Annotated in this window: 16 protein-coding genes and 1 pseudogene; 7 read left to right on the forward strand and 10 right to left on the reverse strand. The window is 74.2% G+C overall.

Annotated features, from left to right (window positions below):
* Positions 1 to 78 precede the first annotated feature (78 nt).
* Positions 79 to 1,227, reverse strand: a complete 1,149-nt coding sequence (locus tag IQ279_RS18570; RefSeq protein ID WP_307792421.1) for a glycerate kinase — start codon at positions 1,225 to 1,227, stop codon at positions 79 to 81.
* 150 nt (positions 1,228 to 1,377) lie between these two features.
* On the opposite strand from IQ279_RS18570, the gene IQ279_RS18575 reads away from it, so the two are divergent.
* Entirely contained in the window at positions 1,378 to 3,093 is a 1,716-nt protein-coding gene (locus IQ279_RS18575; RefSeq protein ID WP_206349748.1) for a BCCT family transporter, read from the forward strand.
* A 150-nt stretch (positions 3,094 to 3,243) separates the two neighbouring features.
* Here IQ279_RS18575 and IQ279_RS18580 read toward each other — a convergent pair whose 3' ends face one another.
* From IQ279_RS18580 to IQ279_RS18595, 4 genes are all read right to left on the reverse strand, one after another.
* Positions 3,244 to 3,447, reverse strand: coding sequence for a type II toxin-antitoxin system VapB family antitoxin (locus tag IQ279_RS18580; protein WP_206349750.1), 204 nt, complete (start codon positions 3,445 to 3,447; stop codon positions 3,244 to 3,246).
* Between the two features lie 98 nt (positions 3,448 to 3,545).
* Positions 3,546 to 4,970, reverse strand: coding sequence for a phytoene desaturase family protein (locus IQ279_RS18585; RefSeq protein WP_206349752.1), 1,425 nt, complete (start codon positions 4,968 to 4,970; stop codon positions 3,546 to 3,548).
* A gap of 36 nt (positions 4,971 to 5,006) precedes the next feature.
* Entirely contained in the window at positions 5,007 to 5,816 is an 810-nt protein-coding gene (locus tag IQ279_RS18590; RefSeq protein WP_206349754.1) for an inositol monophosphatase family protein, read from the reverse strand.
* 118 nt (positions 5,817 to 5,934) lie between these two features.
* A complete protein-coding gene (locus IQ279_RS18595; protein WP_206349755.1) occupies positions 5,935 to 7,740 on the reverse strand; it encodes a gamma-glutamyltransferase family protein in 1,806 nt (601 codons plus the stop codon).
* 144 nt (positions 7,741 to 7,884) lie between these two features.
* Here IQ279_RS18595 and IQ279_RS18600 point away from each other — a divergent pair, with 144 nt between their 5' ends.
* From IQ279_RS18600 to IQ279_RS18610, 3 genes are all read left to right on the forward strand, one after another.
* Positions 7,885 to 8,688, forward strand: coding sequence for an SIR2 family NAD-dependent protein deacylase (locus IQ279_RS18600; RefSeq protein WP_206349757.1), 804 nt, complete (start codon positions 7,885 to 7,887; stop codon positions 8,686 to 8,688).
* 114 nt (positions 8,689 to 8,802) lie between these two features.
* Complete coding sequence (locus IQ279_RS18605; RefSeq protein WP_206349759.1) at positions 8,803 to 9,585, forward strand: hypothetical protein; 783 nt, start codon at positions 8,803 to 8,805, stop codon at positions 9,583 to 9,585.
* A gap of 178 nt (positions 9,586 to 9,763) precedes the next feature.
* Positions 9,764 to 10,519, forward strand: a complete 756-nt coding sequence (locus IQ279_RS18610) for a GntR family transcriptional regulator (RefSeq protein ID WP_206349761.1) — start codon at positions 9,764 to 9,766, stop codon at positions 10,517 to 10,519.
* 37 nt (positions 10,520 to 10,556) lie between these two features.
* On the opposite strand, the gene IQ279_RS18615 is transcribed toward IQ279_RS18610, so the two are convergent.
* From IQ279_RS18615 to pcaDC, 4 genes are all read right to left on the reverse strand, one after another.
* Entirely contained in the window at positions 10,557 to 11,000 is a 444-nt protein-coding gene (locus IQ279_RS18615) for a DUF6278 family protein (protein ID WP_206349763.1), read from the reverse strand.
* A 58-nt stretch (positions 11,001 to 11,058) separates the two neighbouring features.
* The gene (locus tag IQ279_RS18620; RefSeq protein ID WP_206349765.1) at positions 11,059 to 11,847 is read right to left on the reverse strand and encodes an exodeoxyribonuclease III; all 789 of its coding nucleotides are present in this window, start codon (positions 11,845 to 11,847) and stop codon (positions 11,059 to 11,061) included.
* Positions 11,848 to 11,932: 85 nt separating this feature from the next.
* Positions 11,933 to 12,598, reverse strand: coding sequence for an MBL fold metallo-hydrolase (locus IQ279_RS18625; protein ID WP_206349767.1), 666 nt, complete (start codon positions 12,596 to 12,598; stop codon positions 11,933 to 11,935).
* Positions 12,599 to 12,682: 84 nt separating this feature from the next.
* Positions 12,683 to 14,002, reverse strand: coding sequence for a bifunctional 3-oxoadipate enol-lactonase/4-carboxymuconolactone decarboxylase PcaDC (pcaDC, locus tag IQ279_RS18630; protein WP_206349769.1), 1,320 nt, complete (start codon positions 14,000 to 14,002; stop codon positions 12,683 to 12,685).
* Positions 14,003 to 14,261: 259 nt separating this feature from the next.
* Here pcaDC and IQ279_RS18635 point away from each other — a divergent pair.
* From IQ279_RS18635 to IQ279_RS18640, 3 genes and pseudogenes are all read left to right on the forward strand, one after another.
* Positions 14,262 to 15,026: pseudogene (locus tag IQ279_RS18635) on the forward strand (CE1 family esterase); the annotation flags it as partial.
* 17 nt (positions 15,027 to 15,043) lie between these two features.
* Positions 15,044 to 15,142: a hypothetical protein gene (locus IQ279_RS28830; RefSeq protein ID WP_372445180.1), complete on the forward strand. Its 99-nt coding sequence runs from the start codon at positions 15,044 to 15,046 to the stop codon at positions 15,140 to 15,142.
* 248 nt (positions 15,143 to 15,390) lie between these two features.
* Positions 15,391 to 16,032 carry a TetR/AcrR family transcriptional regulator gene (locus IQ279_RS18640; RefSeq protein WP_206349773.1) on the forward strand — a complete coding sequence of 214 codons (642 nt, stop codon included), beginning with the start codon at positions 15,391 to 15,393 and terminating at the stop codon, positions 16,030 to 16,032.
* 78 nt (positions 16,033 to 16,110) lie between these two features.
* On the opposite strand, the gene IQ279_RS18645 is transcribed toward IQ279_RS18640, so the two are convergent.
* On the reverse strand, positions 16,111 to 17,502 hold the full coding sequence (locus IQ279_RS18645) for an MFS transporter (RefSeq protein WP_206349775.1): 1,392 nt from the start codon (positions 17,500 to 17,502) through the stop codon (positions 16,111 to 16,113).
* Positions 17,503 to 17,587: the final 85 nt, after the last annotated feature.

Here is a 17,587-nt window from a genome sequence, read left to right on the forward strand (position 1 = left end):
GTCGAACGCGGGGGAAAGGCCGCTCCGGACATGCCGAGGGCCCGGACCGCGCGGTGCGGTCCGGGCCCTCGGGGCAGGTCACAGGCGGTCGGCCGCCAGCCTTCCGGCCGCCCGCTCCAGCAGCGGCCCGGCCTGCGCCATGCAGACGGCCGGGTCCGGTTCGAGGTCGGTCAGGGCGTACGCCGCCTCGATCCCTGCGGCCCGCATCTCCTCCTCGCCGATCGCCAGGCGCCCGCACACCGCGACCACGGGCCGGCCCGCCCGCCGGGCGGCGGCGGCCACCCCGGCGGGGGCCTTGCCGCGCAGGGTCTGGGCGTCCAGCGAGCCCTCGCCGGTGATCACCAGATCGGCGCGCTCCAGGGCCCCGGCGAAGCCCAGCACCTCCAGCAGCACCTCGATGCCGGGGCGGAAGGAGGCGTCGAGCGCGGCCAGGGCGGCGTAGCCGACACCGCCGGCCGCGCCCGCACCGGGCCGCTGTGCCAGGTGCGCGGCGCGCGGGCCGAGGACGCCCTCCAGCACGCGGGCGTAGTGGGCGAGCGCGGCGTCCAGAAGCTCCACGTCCGCCTCCCGCGCCCCTTTCTGGGGGGCGTAGACGGCCGCGGCTCCGTGGGGGCCGGTGAGCGGGTTGTCGACGTCGCTCGCCAGGACGATCTCCACGTCCTTCAGTCTCGGGTCCAGGCCCGACAGGTCGGCCGTCGCCAGGTGGCGCAGCGGTCCGCCGCCGGGCTGCAGCGGCCTGCCGCCGGCGTCGAGGAAGCGGGCGCCGAGCGCGGTGAGCATGCCCGCGCCGCCGTCGGTGGTGGCGGAGCCGCCCACGCCCAGGACGATCGTGCGCGCTCCGGCCTCCAGGGCCGCCAGCAGCGTCTCGCCGGTGCCGTAGGTGGTGGCCGACAGCGGGGCGAGGACGCCCTCGGGCATCTTCTGGAGGCCGGAGGCCTGGGCCATCTCCACCACGGCGGTGTCGCCGCGCAGCGCGTAGGAGGCGGTGACCGCCTTGCCCAGCGGCCCGGTGACCGCCGTCTGGCGCAGCGCGAACCCGGCGGCGACCGCCGCGTCGACGGTGCCGTCGCCGCCGTCCGCGACGGGCAGTGCCTCGACCTCGGTACCGGGGCGGACCCGGCGGATCCCGGCCGCGGTGTGCTCGGCCACCTGGGCGGCGGTGAGCGACCCCTTGAACTTGTCCGCGGCGATCAGCACGCGGCCTGTCTCGGTGTGTGTCGTTTCCACGCGGTCTCTCTTGTGTCTCGAACAGGCTGTCGCGCCGTCTAGACCCTACCGGCGGCGGGCACGCGGGACCACGATGCGCCTTTGGACGGCCCGCGGCCGCTCGGCGCGCCCGTCCGGCGAACCGGAAGAACCATTTAATAGTTGGGTGATATGAGCACCGATGTGAGCAATCCGCCCCAGGAACCCGCCCCGGAGACGGCCCGGAAGGACCCGCCCCCGGACACCGGGGTGATCGCCATCGGGGTGGTGACCGTGTTGGCCGTGGTGGCCTGGGCTGCCATCGGCACGGACGGTTTCTCCTCCGTCTCCACCACGGCGCTGAGCTGGGTACTGGGCAACTTCGGCTGGCTGTTCACCCTGGCGGCCGACCTCTTCCTGGTGCTGTGCCTGGTGATCGCGATCAGCCGCTTCGGCCGGATCAGGCTCGGCAAGGACTCCGACGAGCCGGAGTTCTCCAACCTTGCGTGGATCGCGATGATGTTCAGCGCCGGTATGGGCATCGGCCTGATGTTCTACGGCGTCGGCGAGCCTCTGACGTACTACGTCGACCCGCCGCCCTTCGGTGACGTGCAGAGCGGCACCGGCGCCGCCGAGCGCATCGCGCTGGAGTACTCCTTCTTCCACTGGACGCTGCACCCCTGGGCGATCTACGGCGTGGCCGGCCTCGCGCTGGCCTACGTCACCTTCCGCAAGGGCCGCGGCAACCGCATCAGTTCGGTCTTCGTCCCGCTGCTGGGCGAGCGCCGCGCGAACGGCTGGCCCGGCCGGGTCATCGACCTGCTGGCCGTCTTCGCCACGGTCTTCGGCACCGCCACCAGTCTGGGCCTGGGCGCCCTGCAGGTCGCCAAGGGCCTGAACCTGACGGTCGGCTGGGACGACAGCCGGGAGCTGCATCTGCTCGTCATCCTGGTGCTGTCGGCCGCGTTCGTCATCTCGGCGTTCTCCGGACTGCACCGGGGCATCAAGTGGCTCAGCAGCATGAACGTGGTGCTCGCGGCCGCGCTGATGCTCTTCGTCTTCCTGCTGGGCCCGACCGTGTTCATCCTGGACGCGATCCCGGCCGGAGTCGGCGCCTACCTCCAGGACCTCGTCGTGTTCTCCTCCCGGACCGGCGCGTTCGGCAGCAAGGAGTGGCTGGGCACCTGGACGATCTTCTACTGGGCGTGGTGGCTGTCGTGGGCGCCGTTCGTGGGCACCTTCATCGCCCGCATCTCCCGCGGCCGCACCATCCGCGAGTTCCTCACCGGTGTCCTGCTGGTGCCCAGCGGCGCCACGGTCGTCTGGTTCTGCGTGATGGGCGGCAGCGCCATGCGGCTGGACGCCACCGGCGAGGCCGACCTGGCCGGGAGGCTGGAGGACGGCGTGGAGGCCTCGCTGTTCGGCCTGCTGGAGGCCCTGCCGCTGGGCACGGTCACCTCGGTGATCGCGATGATCCTGGTGATGACCTACTTCGTCACCAGCGCCGACTCCGCCTCCCTGGTGATGGGTTCGCTCACCTCCCGCGGCGCGCTGCACCCGCGCGAGTGGCTGGTCGTCACCTGGGGTGTGCTGATGGCGTCGGTGGCCGCCGTGCTGCTGGTCGCCGGCGGCCTGGAGGGGCTGAAGACGGGGACGATCCTGGTGGCGCTGCCCTTCGTCATGGTGATGCTGGCGCTGTGCTGGTCTCTGGTGAAGGAGCTGCGCGAGGACCCGGGCGCGGGGCCGCCCCGCCACCATCCGCTGCACGGGGCGCGCGCGGCCATCCGGGCGATGGTCGGCGAGGCCGTCAGCGAGCAGCAGAGCTCCCGTCGCCACCCGCGGCTGCGGCGCGCGGCCGGGGGTGGCAAGACGTCCGCACGGGACGGGGAGGACTCCCAGGGTTCCTGACGCCTTTGGGCACCCCTCCCGGCGGGGCCCCGCCCCGCCGGGAGCGCCGGGCCCGGCGCTCCCGGCGGGTACGGCCGGGGGCGCGACTTCTTCACGGGCGTGACCTGTCCGGTCGCGGCACCGGGCTCCGGGCCCGCCCCCGCGGCGGGCTCAGCCCTCCTGGATCCTGGGCGTCGTGTCGATCTCCCGCAGCCGGGCCTCCGCCTCCTCGCCCGTGCGCGTCTCCGTGCGGTGGCCGCGTGCGACGTAGTCGCGCACGACCGCCTCGATAGCGTCGCGGGGATCGCCGATCCCGCTCAACACCATCACCTCGACGACCAGTTCGGTGTCGAGCGGGATCTCAGTCTTCGCCATGGCGGCACTCTAGCCACCGCCCGGCCGGGTCGGGAGCCCGTCGCGGGAACCCACCGGAGCCGGGAGCCCGGAGCGCCGTGCGGAGTCCGGGCCGCGCGCTAGGCGCGCGCCCGCAGGCGGCGCCAGACCGCCTTGGCCGCGTTGTGGCCGGGCATGCCGTGGACGCCCGGGCCCGGCCAGGTGGCCGAGGAGCACAGGTAGACGGCCGGGTGGGCGGTGGCGTACGGGACGCGGGCCAGTTTGGGCCGCAGCAGCGTCTGCAGCCCGGTGAAGGCGCCGCAGGCGATGTCACCGCCGACGTAGTTGGCGTTGCGGGCCGCCAGCTCCGGCGGGCCCGCGGTGGCGCGGGCCAGCACCCGGTCGCGGAAACCGGGCGCGAAGCGCTCGATCTGCCGCTCGATCGCCTCGGTGGCGTCCCCGCTCCAGCCGCGCGGCACATGGCCGTACGCCCAGAGGACGTGCTTGCCCTCCGGCGCCCGGCCCGGGTCGACCACGGTGGGCTGGGCGGTGATCAGGAACGGCGGGTCGGGCTGGACGCCCTCGGCGGAGGCGGCGCGCAGCGCGGCGCCGATCTCGCCGCTGGAGGGGCCGATGTGGACGGTCCCGGCGCGGCGGGCGGCCTCGGACGTCCACGGGACCGGGCCGTCCAGCGCGTAGTCGATCTTGAAGACGCCGGCGCCGTAGCGGAAGTGCCGGTAGGCGTCGCCCAGCCCGGCGATCCGGGCCAGTGCGGTGGGCGAGGTGTCGAAGACGTAGGCGCGGGCGGGCGGCAGCTCGTCCAGCCGCCGCACCTCCACCCCGGTGTGGACCTGCCCGCCCAGGTCGCGCAGGTAGGCGGCGAGTGCGTCGGACAGGGACTGCGAGCCGCCGCGCGGCATCGGCCAGCCGACCTCGTGCGCGGCCAGCGCGAAGACCAGGGCGATGCCGCCGGTGGCGGGCGAGGTGGTCGGGCCGATGGCGTGGGCGGCCAGTCCGAACATCAGGGCGCGGGCGGTGTCGTCGCGGAAGCGGCGCGCCAGCCAGTCCACCGGCCGCAGCCCCAGCAGCCCGAAGCGGGCCAGGGTGACCGGGTCGCGGGGCAGCCCGTCCCACGGCACCTTGAAGAAGTCCCCGACCAGGGTCGTCCAGCGGCCCAGGAACGGCGCCACCAGCCGGCGGTACGTCCCCGCGTCGCGCGGTCCGAACGAGGCGGCCGTCTCGGCCGGCGAGCGGGCCAGCACCCCGGCCGTGCCGTCGGGGAAGGGGTGGGCCAGGGGCAGTTCGGGGTGGAGCCATTCGAGCCCGTACCGCTCGGTGAGCGGCATCGCGGAGAAGGCGGGCGAGCCGACGCCCAGCGGGTGCACGGCCGAGCAGGGGTCGTGCCGGAAGCCGGGCAGCGTCAGCTCCTCGGTGCGCGCCCCTCCCCCGACCGACTCCATCGCCTCGAACAACTCGACGGAGAAGCCCCGCCGGGCCAGCTCCACCGCGGCGGTCAGCCCGTTCGGACCGGCTCCCACCACGACCACGTCCCGCATCGACGCCACGTCGGATTCTCCCCTCGGCGCTGAGGTCTGACCGGCTCAGGCCAGCAGGGAGAGGATACGACGCACCGTCAGTGCGTCCCGTGCGGCGGTGAAGGGCAGCGCGTTGCCGCCCGCCAGGCGGAACGGTTCCCCGGTGCGCGTGGCGTGGCCGCCGCCCGCCTCGGCCACCAGCAGCAGCCCGGCGGCGTGGTCCCAGGCGTTCTCCCAGGTGAAGGCCACCGCGTCGAGCGCGCCGCGCGCCACGTTCAGGTACTCCAGACCCGCCGAGCCGCACGGCCGGGGCCTGATCCCGTCGGCGTACAGGCCCTCCAGGGAGCGCTTCTGCGCGTCGGTGGTGAAGTCCGGGTGGGAGTGGGCGACCTCCAAAGGCGCGCCCGGCACGGGGCCGCCGGAGCGGATCTCCTCGCCGTTGAGGTGCGCGCCCTCGCCGCGCACTGCGACGGCCAGCTCCTCGCGGGCCGGCGCGTACGTCCAGGAGGCCAGCAGCGTGTCGCCGCGGGCGAGGGCCACCAGGGTGCAGAAGCCGGGGTCGCCGTGGACGAACTGGTGCGTGCCGTCCACCGGGTCCACGATCCACACCGGCGCCTGGCCGCCCAGCGCCCCGTAGACCGCCGGGTTGTCGTGCACCGCCTCCTCGCCGACGACCACCGAGCCGGGCAGCAGGGCGGTCAGGGCCCCGGTCAGGTACTCCTCGGCGCGCCGGTCGGCGATGGTCACCAGGTCGTGCGGGCCGCTCTTCTCGGTCACCTCGTGCTCGGCAAGCTGCCGCCAGCGCGGCATGACCTCGGCCGCGGCGGCCTTGCGCACGGCCTCCTCGACACCCGCCAGCAGTTCGTCGTCGATCATCCGTCCATGGAAGCACGCCGCCGGGGGTTCCCGCCGGACGGCGGGTGGCCGCGGGGTGAACGGCCCCCTTCGCGGCCCACCCGCCCGGCCGCCCGGCCGCCCGGCCCGCTCCGCGCCGTCAGCGGCCGACCGCGTAGCCCTGCATGCCGCGCGGGTTGGCCGCCGCCGACAGCACGCCCGTCTCCGGGTCGCGGGCGACCGCGCACAGCCGCCCCTCCGTCCAGGGGCCGCCGACGGTCACCAGATGCCCTCGCCGCCGCAGCTCGCGTACGGCCGCCTCGCCGATACGGGACTCGACCGTGACGGCGCCCGGACGCATGGCGCGCGGCCAGAACGAGCCGGGGAAGCCCTCGTGGTGCCAGTTCGGGGCGTCGACGGCGCCCTGGAGGTCGTATCCGCCGCGCACCGGCTCGCGCAGGGCGACGGCGAGGAGGAAGTGGGTCTGCCACTGGTCCTGCTGGTCCCCGCCGGGTGTGCCGAAGGCCAGGACCGGTTCCCCGTCGCGCAGTGCGAGCGAGGGGGTGAGGGTGGTGCGCGGGCGGCGGCCGGGGGTGAGGGTGTTCGGCAGTCCGGGCTCCAGCCAGGCCATCTGGAGCCGGGTGCCGAGCGGGAAGCCGAGGGCGGGCACGGCGGGATTGGACTGGAGCCAGCCGCCGCTGGGCGTGGCGCTGACCATGTTGCCCCAGCGGTCCACGACGTCCAGGTGGCAGGTGTCGCCGGAGGTCGCGCCGTCGCGGGCCACGGTGGGCTCGCCGGTGCCGGCCGCGCTGTCCTGCGCCCGTGCGGCGGCCGCGGCCGCGTGGGCGCCGAGCCGGGGGGTGCGTCCTCCGGGGCCGCCGGGGCGCAGCTCGTGGGAGGCGCTCTCGCCGACGAGGGCCCGGCGCCGCGCGGTGTAGGCGCCCGAGAGCAGGTCGTCCAGCGGTACGGTGCCGGCCCCCCGCGCGTCGCCGTACCAGGCCTCTCGGTCGGCGAAGGCGAGCTTGCTCGCCTCGATCACGGTGTGGAGGTACTCCCCCGTGCCGTACTCCGGCCCGTTTCCGGGCAGGTCCGCCAGGAGGGCGAGCTGCTGGAGCATCACCGGGCCCTGTGACCAGGGTCCGGCCTTGCAGACCGTCCAGCCGTTCCAGTCGTGGGTGACGGGCTCCTCGTAGGCGGCCGACCAGGAGGCGATGTCGTCGCCGGTGAGGGTGCCGGCGTGGCGCTCGCCGGAGGTGTCCACGGCGGGACGGGCGGCGAAGTCGGCGAGCGCCTCGGCCACGAAGCCCTCGCGCCACACCCGCCGGGCGGCCTCTATGCGCCTCTCGCGTCCCGTCCCGGCCGCCTGCGCCTCGGCCAGCAGCCGCCGCCAGGTGGCGGCGAGGGCGGGGTTGCGCAGCAGGGCGCCGGGCACCGGGGAGCGCCCGCCGGGCAGATACAGCTCGGCGGAGGTCGTCCACTCCGTCTCGAACAGCTCGCGCACCCGCTCCACCGTCGCCCCGACCCCCGGTACGGCCGGGTGGCCGTGCTCGGCGTAGCCGACGGCGTACTTCAGCACGTCGGTGAGCTCGCGGGTGCCGTGGTCGCGCAGCAGCGTCATCCAGGCGTCGAACGCGCCGGGGACGGCGGCGGCCAGCGGGCCGGTGCCGGGCACCAGTTCCAGTCCGAGCGAGGTGTAGTGCTCCACCGTCGCGCCGCGCGGCGCGGGCCCCTGCCCGCACAGCACCCGCACCGGGCCGCCGGCGGGCGCCAGGATGATCGGCACCTCCCCGGCGGGGCCGTTGAGGTGCGGCTCGACGACCTGGAGGACGAAGCCCGCCGCGACGGCCGCGTCGAAGGCGTTGCCGCCGTCCTCCAGGATGGCCATGGCGGAGGCGGAGGCCAGCCAGTGGGTGCTGGAGACCATTCCGAAGGTGCCCTGCAGGGTCGGGCGGGTGGTGAACGTCATCGGCGCGGCTCCCGGGGGTGGTCGGCAGGGGGCGGCACGGCCGGCGGGTGCGGGCGTGTCCGGGCGCAGTGTGCCACCACCGCACGGCGGGACCCCGGAAAACGCGGTCGAGGTCCGGGCTTCCGGCTGCGTAGGCTCGGGAGCATGAGCACGCAGGGCAGGCAGGGCGCGCAGGCCCCCGGTGGAAGCGGGGAGGGCCGGGGCGGGGAGGCCGGGGCGGGCCGGAGGCCGCTGGTGGCCCTCCTGAGCGGCGCGGGCGTCTCCACCGACTCCGGGATCCCCGACTACCGCGGCCCGGACGGGGTGTGGCGCAAGGATCCCGAGGCGGAGAAGCTCGTCACCTACGAGCACTACATGAACGATCCGGAGATCCGCCGCCGCTCCTGGCGGATGCGGCTGGAGAGCCCGGCGCTGCGGGCCCGGCCCAACGCCGCGCACGAGGCCGTGGTGCGCCTGGAGCGCTCCGGGGTGCCGGTGCGGGTGATCACCCAGAACGTGGACGGGCTGCACCAGATGGCCGGGATGCCCGAGCGCAAGGTGCTGGAGCTGCACGGGACCGCGCGGGCCGCGGTGTGCACCGGGTGCGGCGCGCGTTCGGAGATGGAGCGGGCGCTGGAGCGGGTGCGGGCCGGGGTCGCGGACCCCGAGTGCCTGCGGTGCGGCGGCGTCCTGAAGTCGGCCACCGTGATGTTCGGCGAGGCGCTGGACCCGCAGGTGCTGGGCGAGGCCCTGGCGATCGCCAGGGCGTGCGAGGTGTTCGTCGCGGTCGGCACCAGCCTGCAGGTGCAGCCCGCCGCCTCGCTGGCCGGGATCGCCGCCGAGCACGGTGCGCGGCTGGTGATCATCAACGCCGAGCGCACGCCGTACGACCCGCTGGCCGAGCGGGTGGTGCGCGAGCCGATCGGGCGGGCGCTGCCGGCCCTGCTGGAGGAGCTGGCGGCGGGCTGAGGCGCCCCGCCGCACGGGAGTGGGGCGGGGCGCGGTGATGCGGGCCGGGCTCCTCGCCCCATTCCCTTGTCATGTTTCGAACAGAGACGGCATCCGGCGATACGCTTCCGCCCCATGAACGAGAACCTGCGCGACATCGTGCTGGGCGTGCTCGCGGCCGGCGTCACCACCTCGCTCGGCTGGTTCGGCCGCACCTACCTGTGGCGCCGCGCGCTCCGCCGCAAACAGCGCTTCTTCGGGATGCCGGAGCACTCCGAGTGCCTGCTGGTGGTCGGCCGCAAGGCCGCCACGGGGGAAGGCGCCGTCTCCCGTGACGACGTGTTCGCCCTGCTGGAGCTGTCCGCCCTGGTCAAGGACTGCGGCGCGAACGCGCAGGTGCTGTCGCACGAGAACGTCCGCCAGGGCTTCGGCGAGCGGACCGAGTTCTGTGTGGGAGGCCCGGCGGCGAACCGGCGGACGGCTGCCCATCTCCACTCCCTGCTACCGGGGGTGCGGATCGACACCACCCCCGAACCGGGACCGGACCAGGCCGCGTTCACCATCGGCGGCGAGCGCTACCGGATGGAGCGGGGATCGGTGGAGTACGTCCTGCTCGCCCGGCTCACCGCGGGCGAGGGCTCCCACCCGGTGTTCGTCCTGTGCGGCCAGCGGGCCGTCACCAACCAGGCGGCCGCCCGTCACCTCGCCCGCCACCACGCCCGGCTGGCCCGCAGGCACGGCACGGACGGCGACTTCTGCCTGCTGCTGAAGGTGGTCAACTCCCAGGCCTACGGGCCCGACGTCGTCGAACTGGTCGCGGACGTCACCCGGGCCGCCACCACCGCGCCCTCCGCGCCCGCCTCCGTGCCCCCGCCCGCCCGCCGCCAGCACCGGGCACGCGGCCGGGCCGAGGGATGAACCGGTCAAGTGCTTCATTGTGCAAGGAGTTTGCGGAACCGGGTACCGATGTCGCCGAGGTGTTCCCGATGATGTTGCCCACGACGCCTCATGCGGCACAGGCCCCCCTCCTACCCTGTTGACCCAGGTACGGAGACCGTTCCCACCCCGCAGGCGGCAGCACGGAGAGGAGTCCCGGATGGGCGACAGCAGACCGGTCTACCAGCGGATCGCCGACGATCTGCGGCAGCAGATCGACGAGGGGGCCCTGGCCGTGGGCTCCCGCATCCCCTCGCGTTCGGAGCTGAAGCGCACCTACTCCGCCAGCGACCAGACCGTGGACCGGGCGGTGCGCGTACTGAAGGCCGCCGGCTACGCGGAGGGGCAGTTCGGACGGGGGGTCTTCGTCACCGACCGCAGCCCCGTCGGCAGCCTGCTGCGCACCGGCGAGGCGGTGGACTCGCCGTTCGCGGCCCGGCTGCTCACCGGCCCCCCGGCCGTCCCCACGCTGCTGTGGGAGGCCGCCTCCGCCGCCACCGGGGCCCCGCCGCGGATAGCCGAGCGGCTGGGGATCGGCGCGGGCGACCCGGTGATGTGCACGCGGTACGAGTACCTGGCCGACCGGCGCCCGCTCCAGCTCGCCACCAGCTGGGAGCCGCTGGCGCTCACCGAGGGCACCGAGGTGGTCTTCCCCGAGCGCGGCCCGTACGCCCGGCGCGGGGTGTGCGAGCGGTTCGCGGCCATCGGCCTCCCCGTGGCGCGGGCCACCGAGCTGGTCGGCTCGCGGTCGGCCACCAGCGCGGAGTCGCAGGCCCTGGGGTGCTCCCCCGGGCAGTGCGTGACGGTCATCGAGCGCACCCACCACACGGCGGGCGGCCGGGCCGTGGAGACCTCCGACATCGTGGTGCGCGCGGACCGGTGGCGGCTGGAGTACCGCATCGACTTCCCCCGGTGACGAACCGCGACCCGGCCGTCGGTACGGCCGGCGCCCGTCACGCCTCGGATGCCTCCGCGTACACCTGCGACAGCTCCGGAGTGCCGCTGAGCGCCCACTCGTGGCCCGCCGCCACCACATCCAGCTCACGCCCGGAGGACAGGCGCACCACCGGACGGCCGTTCGGCCACACCTGCCACGCCGCGCCCGGCACCGTACGGACGACGACGGTGCCCAGATACAGGCCCGCGTCGTTGCCCAGCCAGGTCAGCGCCTCGGGGTCCTCGTCGCGCCAGCGCGGCAGGAGCTGGTCGAGGGCGGCCAGCGAACCGGGAGTGTCCTCCAGCTCGATCCCCGCCGACCCTGCCTGCCTGCGCAGCAGTTCGCACTCGGACAGCAGCTGCGCCACTCCCTCGGCGTCATGGGGGGCGGCCTGCATGACCGCCACCCCACGGGACATGCCGTGCCTCTTGCGCCAGTTGTCCAGGAAGGGGATGTTCATACGCCTCAGCGTGACATCACCGGCGCGGTGAACGGCACAAGGCACGCGGGCCGGACCCTCACACCTCCAGGTCGACGACGACCGGCGCGTGGTCCGAGGCGCCCTTGCCCTTGCGCTCCTCGCGGTCCACGTAGGCGTCCTTCACCGCCGACTCGAAGGCCGGGTTGCCGTAGACCAGGTCGATGCGCATGCCCTTGTTCTTGGGGAAGCCGAGCCGGCGGTAGTCCCAGTAGGTGTAGGGGCGGTCGTACTTCAGCGGACGCGGCACGACGTCGGCCAGGCCCGCCGCGCGCAGCTCGGCCAGCGCCTCGCGCTCGGCCGGGGTGACATGCGTGGTGCCCTCGAAGACGGCGGGGTCGTAGACGTCCTCGTCGGCCGGCGCGACGTTGTAGTCGCCGAGGATGGCGAAGGGCCGCCCTCCGGCCTCCCCCGCCGTCTCCCGTACCGCAAGCTCGCGCAGCGCGGCGAACCACCGGAGCTTGTACTCGAAGTGCGGGTGGCCCACCTCGCGGCCGTTGGGCACGTACACCGACCACACCCGCACCCCGCCGCAGGTGGCGCCCGCCGCGCGGGGCTCGGTGGCGCCCTCGTAGTCGGGCCCTTCGGGCAGGCCGATCACCGGGTCCTCCAGGCCCACCCGGGACAGCACCGCCACCCCGTTCCACCGGCCCGATGCGTTGACCGCGGCCTCGTAGCCCAGCTCGCGCAGCGGTTCGGCCGGGAACGCCTCCGCCGCGCACTTCAGCTCCTGCAGGCACAGCACGTCCGTGCCGCTGCTCTCCAGCCAGGCCAGCAGCCGCTCGAGCCGCGAGGTGATCGAGTTGACGTTCCAGGTGGCGATACGCATGGCAGCGAATCTACCGCCCGGCACCGACGGCCGGCGGACTGCGGGCGGCGGCCGGCCGCCGGCGGGGCGCCCCTTCCGGCGGGGCTCAGTCCTCCCGCAGTGCGACGCTCTGCCCGGGCTCCAGCCGCGTGTGCTGCGCGCCGGCGATGCCGGGACCGTCCGGACCGAGCAGGCGGCCGTAGATCAGATGCCCGAAGTCCGACAGCAGCCCGTCGTGGACGTCGTACGCCACGCGCGGCCGCACCTCGCGCACGTAGTCGACGACCTCGGCGACCTTGCTCCAGGGGGCGTGCACCGGCAGCAGCAGGGTGTCCACCGGGCGGCCGGGGACGGTCAGGGCGTCGCCGGGGTGGAAGACGGTGCCGGCGCCGGGGGCGGTGACGGCGTAGCCGACGTTGGTGACACGCGGGATGTCGGGGTGGATGACGGCGTGCAGCTCGCCGTGCACCTCCACCTCGAAACCGGCGGCGGTGAAGGCGTCCCCGTCGCCGACGGTGTGCACGCGTCCGGGGAAGGCGGCCGAGATCCGCTCGGCGACACTGCGCAGCGTCCAGATCACCGCGGCCGGGTTCGCCTCCAGCGCGGCGCGCAGCCGGCTCTCGTCGAAGTGGTCGGGGTGCTCGTGGGTGACCAGGATCGCGTCGGCGCCGACGGCGGCGTCCGCCTCGCTGAAACCGCCCGGGTCGATGACGAGCGTGCGTCCTTCGCGGTGCAGGGCGACGCAGGCGTGGCCCTTCTTGGTGAGCTCCATGGGGCCCATTGTGCTGCCCGCCCGCGATCTTCGCCGCGGAGTCCCGCCACCGCCCGGAACCCGTCCCGGGGTCCGGGCGCGGGTTCAGTCGCGAGGGGTGGTCTCCTCCGCTATGACGCGACGGGCGACGGCGAACGCGGCTCCGGCGGCGGGCATTCCGCAGTAGACGGCCGTGTGCAGCAGCACCTCCTTGATCTCCTGCGGGGTGAGCCCGTTGCGCAGCGCGGCGCGGGTGTGGGCGGCCAGCTCCTCCAGGTGCCCGCCGGCGGTGAGCGCGGTGAGGGTGACCACCGAGCGGGTGCGGCGGTCGATGCCGGTGCGGGCCCACACCTCGCCCCAGGAGTAGCGGGTCAGGAGGTCCTGGAAGTCGCCGGTGAAGTCGTCGGTCTCCTCTGCCACGCGGTCGACGTGGGCGTCGCCGAGCACGTCGCGGCGGAGCCTCAGGCCGGTGTCGTACGCGGCGGCGCCGGGGTGGTCCTGGCTCTGCTCCCCGGCGGTCAGGGCGGCGATCGCGGCACGGGTGGGCAGGGCCTCCGGCGCGCGGCCGGCGCCGCCTGCGGACACCCCGGGGACCGGGACGGCCGCCGGGGCGTCCCGCCGGCCGGCGGGGAGGGCCGCCGAGAAGTGTCCGGCCAGGAGTTCCGTGACCTCGCCGGGCCGCTCCACGGGGGCCATGTGGCAGGCGTCGGGGACGAGGGCGAGCCGGGCGTCGGGGATGCCCGCGACCAGGGCGCGGGCGTCGGAGGGCGGGGTGACCCGGTCCTCGGCCCCGGCGACGACCAGGGTGGGCACGCCGACACGGGCCAGCTCCTGGCGTATGTCGAAGGAGGCCAGCGCCTCGCATGCGGCTATGTAGCAGCCGGGGTCGGTGGTGCGGACCATCTGGACGGCCCACTCGACGATGGCGGGCTGGGCGGCGGCGAAGGAGGGCGTGAACCAGCGCTCGGGGGTGGAGCGGGCGATGGGGTCCAGTCCGTTGGTGCGCACCACCACGCCGCGCTGCCGCCAGGTGTCGGGGGTGGCGTAGCGGGGAGCGGAGGAGATCAGCGCCAGGGAGGTGAGCCGGCCGGGCGCGTCCAGCGCGATCCGGGCGCCCACCGCGCCGCCCAGGGAGCAGCCCGCGTAGGCGAAGCGGTCGGCGCCCGCGGCGTCGGCGGTGGCCAGCAGCCGGGCGGCGAGGTCGCCGACGGAGGTGGCGGGGCGGGCGGGCGCGCCGCCGTGGCCGGGCAGGTCGTAGCGGAGCACCCGCCAGTGGCGGCTGAGTTCGGGGACCTGGCGGTCCCACATGTGCCATGTGGTGCCAAGGGCCGGTCCCAGGATCAGGACCGGGGCGTGTTCCGGCCCGTCAACGCGGTACTGCAGGGTGTCGACGTTCTTCTCGCTCACCCGCTCACGCTCCCACATCCCCCGGTTCCTCGCGGACGGGGGTGCAGTCGGGGCTCGCGGGGCGCCCGGTCGTCCGGCCCGCGCGACCGGGCGCGCGGCCTTCGGGTTTCGCGGGCGGTGTTGACACGGCCGGTCGCCTCTCCAGGATCCGGGGCATCCCGGCTTCCGAACAATGTTCGGAATTTCGAACAATCGGCGGACGACACCGCGACTGCTCCCGTTCCACCACTGCGGCCGCCGGGCCGGGACGACCCCCCACACGAAGAGGAGTCTCAAGATGACAAGGACGGCAAGGCCAAGGTCCCTGTTATGGACAGCCGTCGTCGCCGTACTGCTCGTCCTGGGCGTGGACGGCGCCGCGCTGGGCCACGGCCGGAGCGAGAGCGGCCCGCTCACGGCCTCCCGCGCGGATGCCGGCGCCGCCGCCGCGAGCTCCGGATGCGGCAGGGCCCCCACCCTGACGAGCGGTACCCACACGATCCGGAGCGGCTGCAGGGACCGGAGCTTCATCCTGCGGATCCCCGGCGGCTACGACCGCGACCGCCCCTACCGGCTGGTCCTCGGATTCCACTGGCTGGGCGGCTCCTCCACCGACGTGGCCACCGGCCGCACCGTGGACACGGGCACCTGGGCCTACTACGGGCTCCAGCGGCTGGCGGACGAGAGCGCCGCCTTCGTCGCGCCCCAGGGCCTCGACAACGGCTGGGCCAACACCGGCGGGCGGGACACCGCCTTCGTCGACGACATGGTCCGGCTGATCGAGGCGGACCTGTGCGTCGACCAGGAGCAGCGCTTCGCCCTGGGGTTCAGCTACGGGGGCGCGATGTCGTACTCGCTGGCGTGTTCGCGCGCGACGGTCTTCCGCGCGGTCGCGGTCCAGAGCGCCGGGGTGCTCAGCGGGTGCGACGACGGCACCGGGCCCATCGCCTACTTCGGAGTGCACGGCCTCAGGGACAGCGTCCTCGGCATCTCCGGCGGCCGGGCGATGCGAGACAGGTTCGTCCGGAACACAGGAACGTCTCCTACAACGCCACCATCGCCCCGGGCGCGTCGGTCGACATCGGCTTCCAGGCCACCCACACCGGCGACACCGCCCCGCCCGGCTCCTACACCCTCAACGGCGCCGCCTGCGCCGCCGCGGGCGGTTCACGGAGCTGACCGGACGGGCCGGGGACCAAACGGACCGGGCCCGCGGCCGGATCCCACCGGAGCGCTCCGGTGGGATCCGGCCGCCCCGCCCGCCCCCCGGACCGCGAGAGCCTGCCCGGGCCGCCGGTCCCGGCTCCGGCGCGACGGGGAATCGCGCCGCGAAGCGATGACGGGCACCGAAGAACCGAAGCTCCGAGGCCCCGAGGCGGTTCGCGCGCCTGTCCACAGCCCCGCACACAAAAGGTACGATCGACCGTATGGGCACTGAGACGCGGACCTTCCCCACGCGCGGGGGAAAGGCTCCGATCACCGACAAACGCCTGCTCAGAGGAGCCCGGACGCGTGAGACGGTGCTGCGGCGCGCCATCGACATCGCCTCCCTCGAAGGGCTGGACAACGTGAGTTTCGGCCGTCTCGCGACCGACACGGGCATGAGCAAGGCCGGCATCCAGACCCTGTTCAGGACCAAGGAGACACTCCAGCTCGCGACCCTCGACCATGCGCGGGACATGTTCATCGATGCGGTCATCCGTCCGTCGAGGACAGCACCCGCCGGAGTCGAACGGCTGCGCTCCCTGATCGAGCACTGGATCACGTACGCCGAAACCCCGCTGTTCGAAGGCGGTTGCCTCCTGGTCGCGAACATGGCCCATTTCGACAGCAAGCCGGGGCCGGTCCGGGACGCGGTCTTCCGTATTCAGCGGGAGTGGCTCGACGTCATCGAGAGGGAACTCCGGCACGCCGTCGCGCGCCACGAGACGGCGGAACTCGACGTCGACCTCGCGGTCTTCCAGATCGATGCCGTCCTCCGCGCGGCCGACACCGCCCTGCGCCTCGGGGACGACGGCGTCGTCGCCAAGGTCCGCCGCACCGTGGAGGACCTGCTCAGGACGCCCTGACCGGCTGCCGCGGGTCCTCGTCACCCGGAAGGGCCGGCGCTTCCTCGGGATCCCCGGGAGGCGCCGGCCTCCTTCACGTCATCCCGCCTTCGTCGCCGGCTCCTTCGGCAGGAGGAACACCAGCAGGGCCGCGAGTGCCGCGATGGCGAAGGCCGCCAGAGACGTCAGCGCGAAGGCGTGTCCGGCCGCGCCCACCTCGTCGCCCGTGGCGGCGCCCGTGTGGAAGGAGTGGAAGAACACCGCTCCGACGACCGCCACGCCCAGCGCGCCACCGACCTGCTGGGCCGTGGACAAGGAGCCCGAGGCCATGCCCGCGGCCCGCGGGTCGATTCGCGCGAGGACCGTGTTGAGCAGCGGTGTGACCAGCAGCCCGCCCCCCACGCTCTGCAGCATCAGGGTGGGGATGACCAGGAGGGGGGTGAGGCGCGGCCCGGACAGCAGCACCACGGCGGTGGTCAGATACCCGGCCGCGAGGACGATCGCGCCGACCTCCAGTACGCGTCGGCCGTACTTCGGCACGATACGTCCGGCGACCATGCTGCAGACGAAGAAGGTCACCGCGGCCGGCGTGTAGACCAGCCCGGAGCCGAGGGCGGACATGCCCAGTCCGTCCTGCATCGAGACGGACAGCGACAGGTAGTAGGACGTCAGGAGCGCGTACACGGCGAGGACGAGGACGACGCCGAGCGAGAACGAGCGCTGCGAGAAGAGCGACGGCTCGATCAGCGGCTCGCCGCCACGCCGGTCGACTCCTCGCTCCAGCGCGGCGAAGAGGGCGAACGCCGCCGCACCGCCCGCGAAACACGCCCACGTCCACCACGGCCAGCCCGCGTCGCGCCCCTGGATGAGCGGACAGATGAGCAGCAACAGGGCCGCACTGAGGACCAGGACCCCGGGGACGTCGAGCTTGCGGGCCCGCTGCGCCCGTGACTCCGGCACGTACTTGAGGGCCGACAGGATCGTGATGACGCCGATGGGGACGTTCACCCAGAACACCGAACGCCAGCCGGAGCCGAAGAGGTCGGCGCCGATCAGCAGACCTCCGACCAGCTGACCGCTGACCGTCGCCATGCCGATCACGACCCCGAGAACACCGAAGACACGGTGCCGGTTCCGCGGGGAGACCGTCAGCGTGACGATGGCGTAGACCTGCGGCACCATCAGCGCCGCCCCGAGCCCCTGGACGATGCGGGCACCGATGAGCGCGGCCGGGCCTGCGGCCACGGCGCAGGCGATGGACGAAAGCGTGAAGACCGCGGCTCCGAGGACGAAGACGCGTCTACGCCCGTACAGGTCCGCGATCCGGCCTCCCGTGATCATGAAGACCGCGTAGCTCAACTGGTAGCCGGCGAGAACCCACTGAAGTTCACTCGCACTCGCCCCCAGATCGGCCTGGATGCCGGGGCCCGCCACGACGACGATGAACGAGTCCATGATTGCCATGAACATGCCGATCATGACGGTCGACATCGCGACCCAGGGCACCTCGGCCCCGGGTGCCTCGGCCCCGGGGCTCGACTGCGCACCGGGTACCGCTCTCGGGGCACGACTGGCG

It is taken from the genome of Streptomyces verrucosisporus (assembly GCF_017114865.1).
Lineage (GTDB): Bacteria > Actinomycetota > Actinomycetes > Streptomycetales > Streptomycetaceae > Streptomyces > Streptomyces fenghuangensis.

Excerpts from the sequence above, each read along its gene's own strand:
- IQ279_RS18640 (WP_206349773.1), top strand. The coding sequence starts at position 15,391 with ATGGGCACTGAGACGCGGACCTTCCCCACGCGCGGGGGAAAGGCTCCG.
- IQ279_RS18595 (WP_206349755.1), bottom strand. The coding sequence starts at position 7,740 with ATGACGTTCACCACCCGCCCGACCCTGCAGGGCACCTTCGGAATGGTC.
- IQ279_RS18625 (WP_206349767.1), bottom strand. The coding sequence starts at position 12,598 with ATGGAGCTCACCAAGAAGGGCCACGCCTGCGTCGCCCTGCACCGCGAA.
- IQ279_RS18620 (WP_206349765.1), bottom strand. The coding sequence starts at position 11,847 with ATGCGTATCGCCACCTGGAACGTCAACTCGATCACCTCGCGGCTCGAG.
- IQ279_RS18600 (WP_206349757.1), top strand. The coding sequence starts at position 7,885 with ATGAGCACGCAGGGCAGGCAGGGCGCGCAGGCCCCCGGTGGAAGCGGG.
- IQ279_RS18580 (WP_206349750.1), bottom strand. The coding sequence starts at position 3,447 with ATGGCGAAGACTGAGATCCCGCTCGACACCGAACTGGTCGTCGAGGTG.
- IQ279_RS18645 (WP_206349775.1), bottom strand. The coding sequence starts at position 17,502 with ATGTCGACCGTCATGATCGGCATGTTCATGGCAATCATGGACTCGTTC.
- pcaDC (WP_206349769.1), bottom strand. The coding sequence starts at position 14,002 with ATGTGGGAGCGTGAGCGGGTGAGCGAGAAGAACGTCGACACCCTGCAG.
- IQ279_RS18605 (WP_206349759.1), top strand. The coding sequence starts at position 8,803 with ATGAACGAGAACCTGCGCGACATCGTGCTGGGCGTGCTCGCGGCCGGC.
- IQ279_RS18575 (WP_206349748.1), top strand. The coding sequence starts at position 1,378 with ATGAGCACCGATGTGAGCAATCCGCCCCAGGAACCCGCCCCGGAGACG.
- IQ279_RS18590 (WP_206349754.1), bottom strand. The coding sequence starts at position 5,816 with ATGATCGACGACGAACTGCTGGCGGGTGTCGAGGAGGCCGTGCGCAAG.
- IQ279_RS18615 (WP_206349763.1), bottom strand. The coding sequence starts at position 11,000 with ATGAACATCCCCTTCCTGGACAACTGGCGCAAGAGGCACGGCATGTCC.
- IQ279_RS18610 (WP_206349761.1), top strand. The coding sequence starts at position 9,764 with ATGGGCGACAGCAGACCGGTCTACCAGCGGATCGCCGACGATCTGCGG.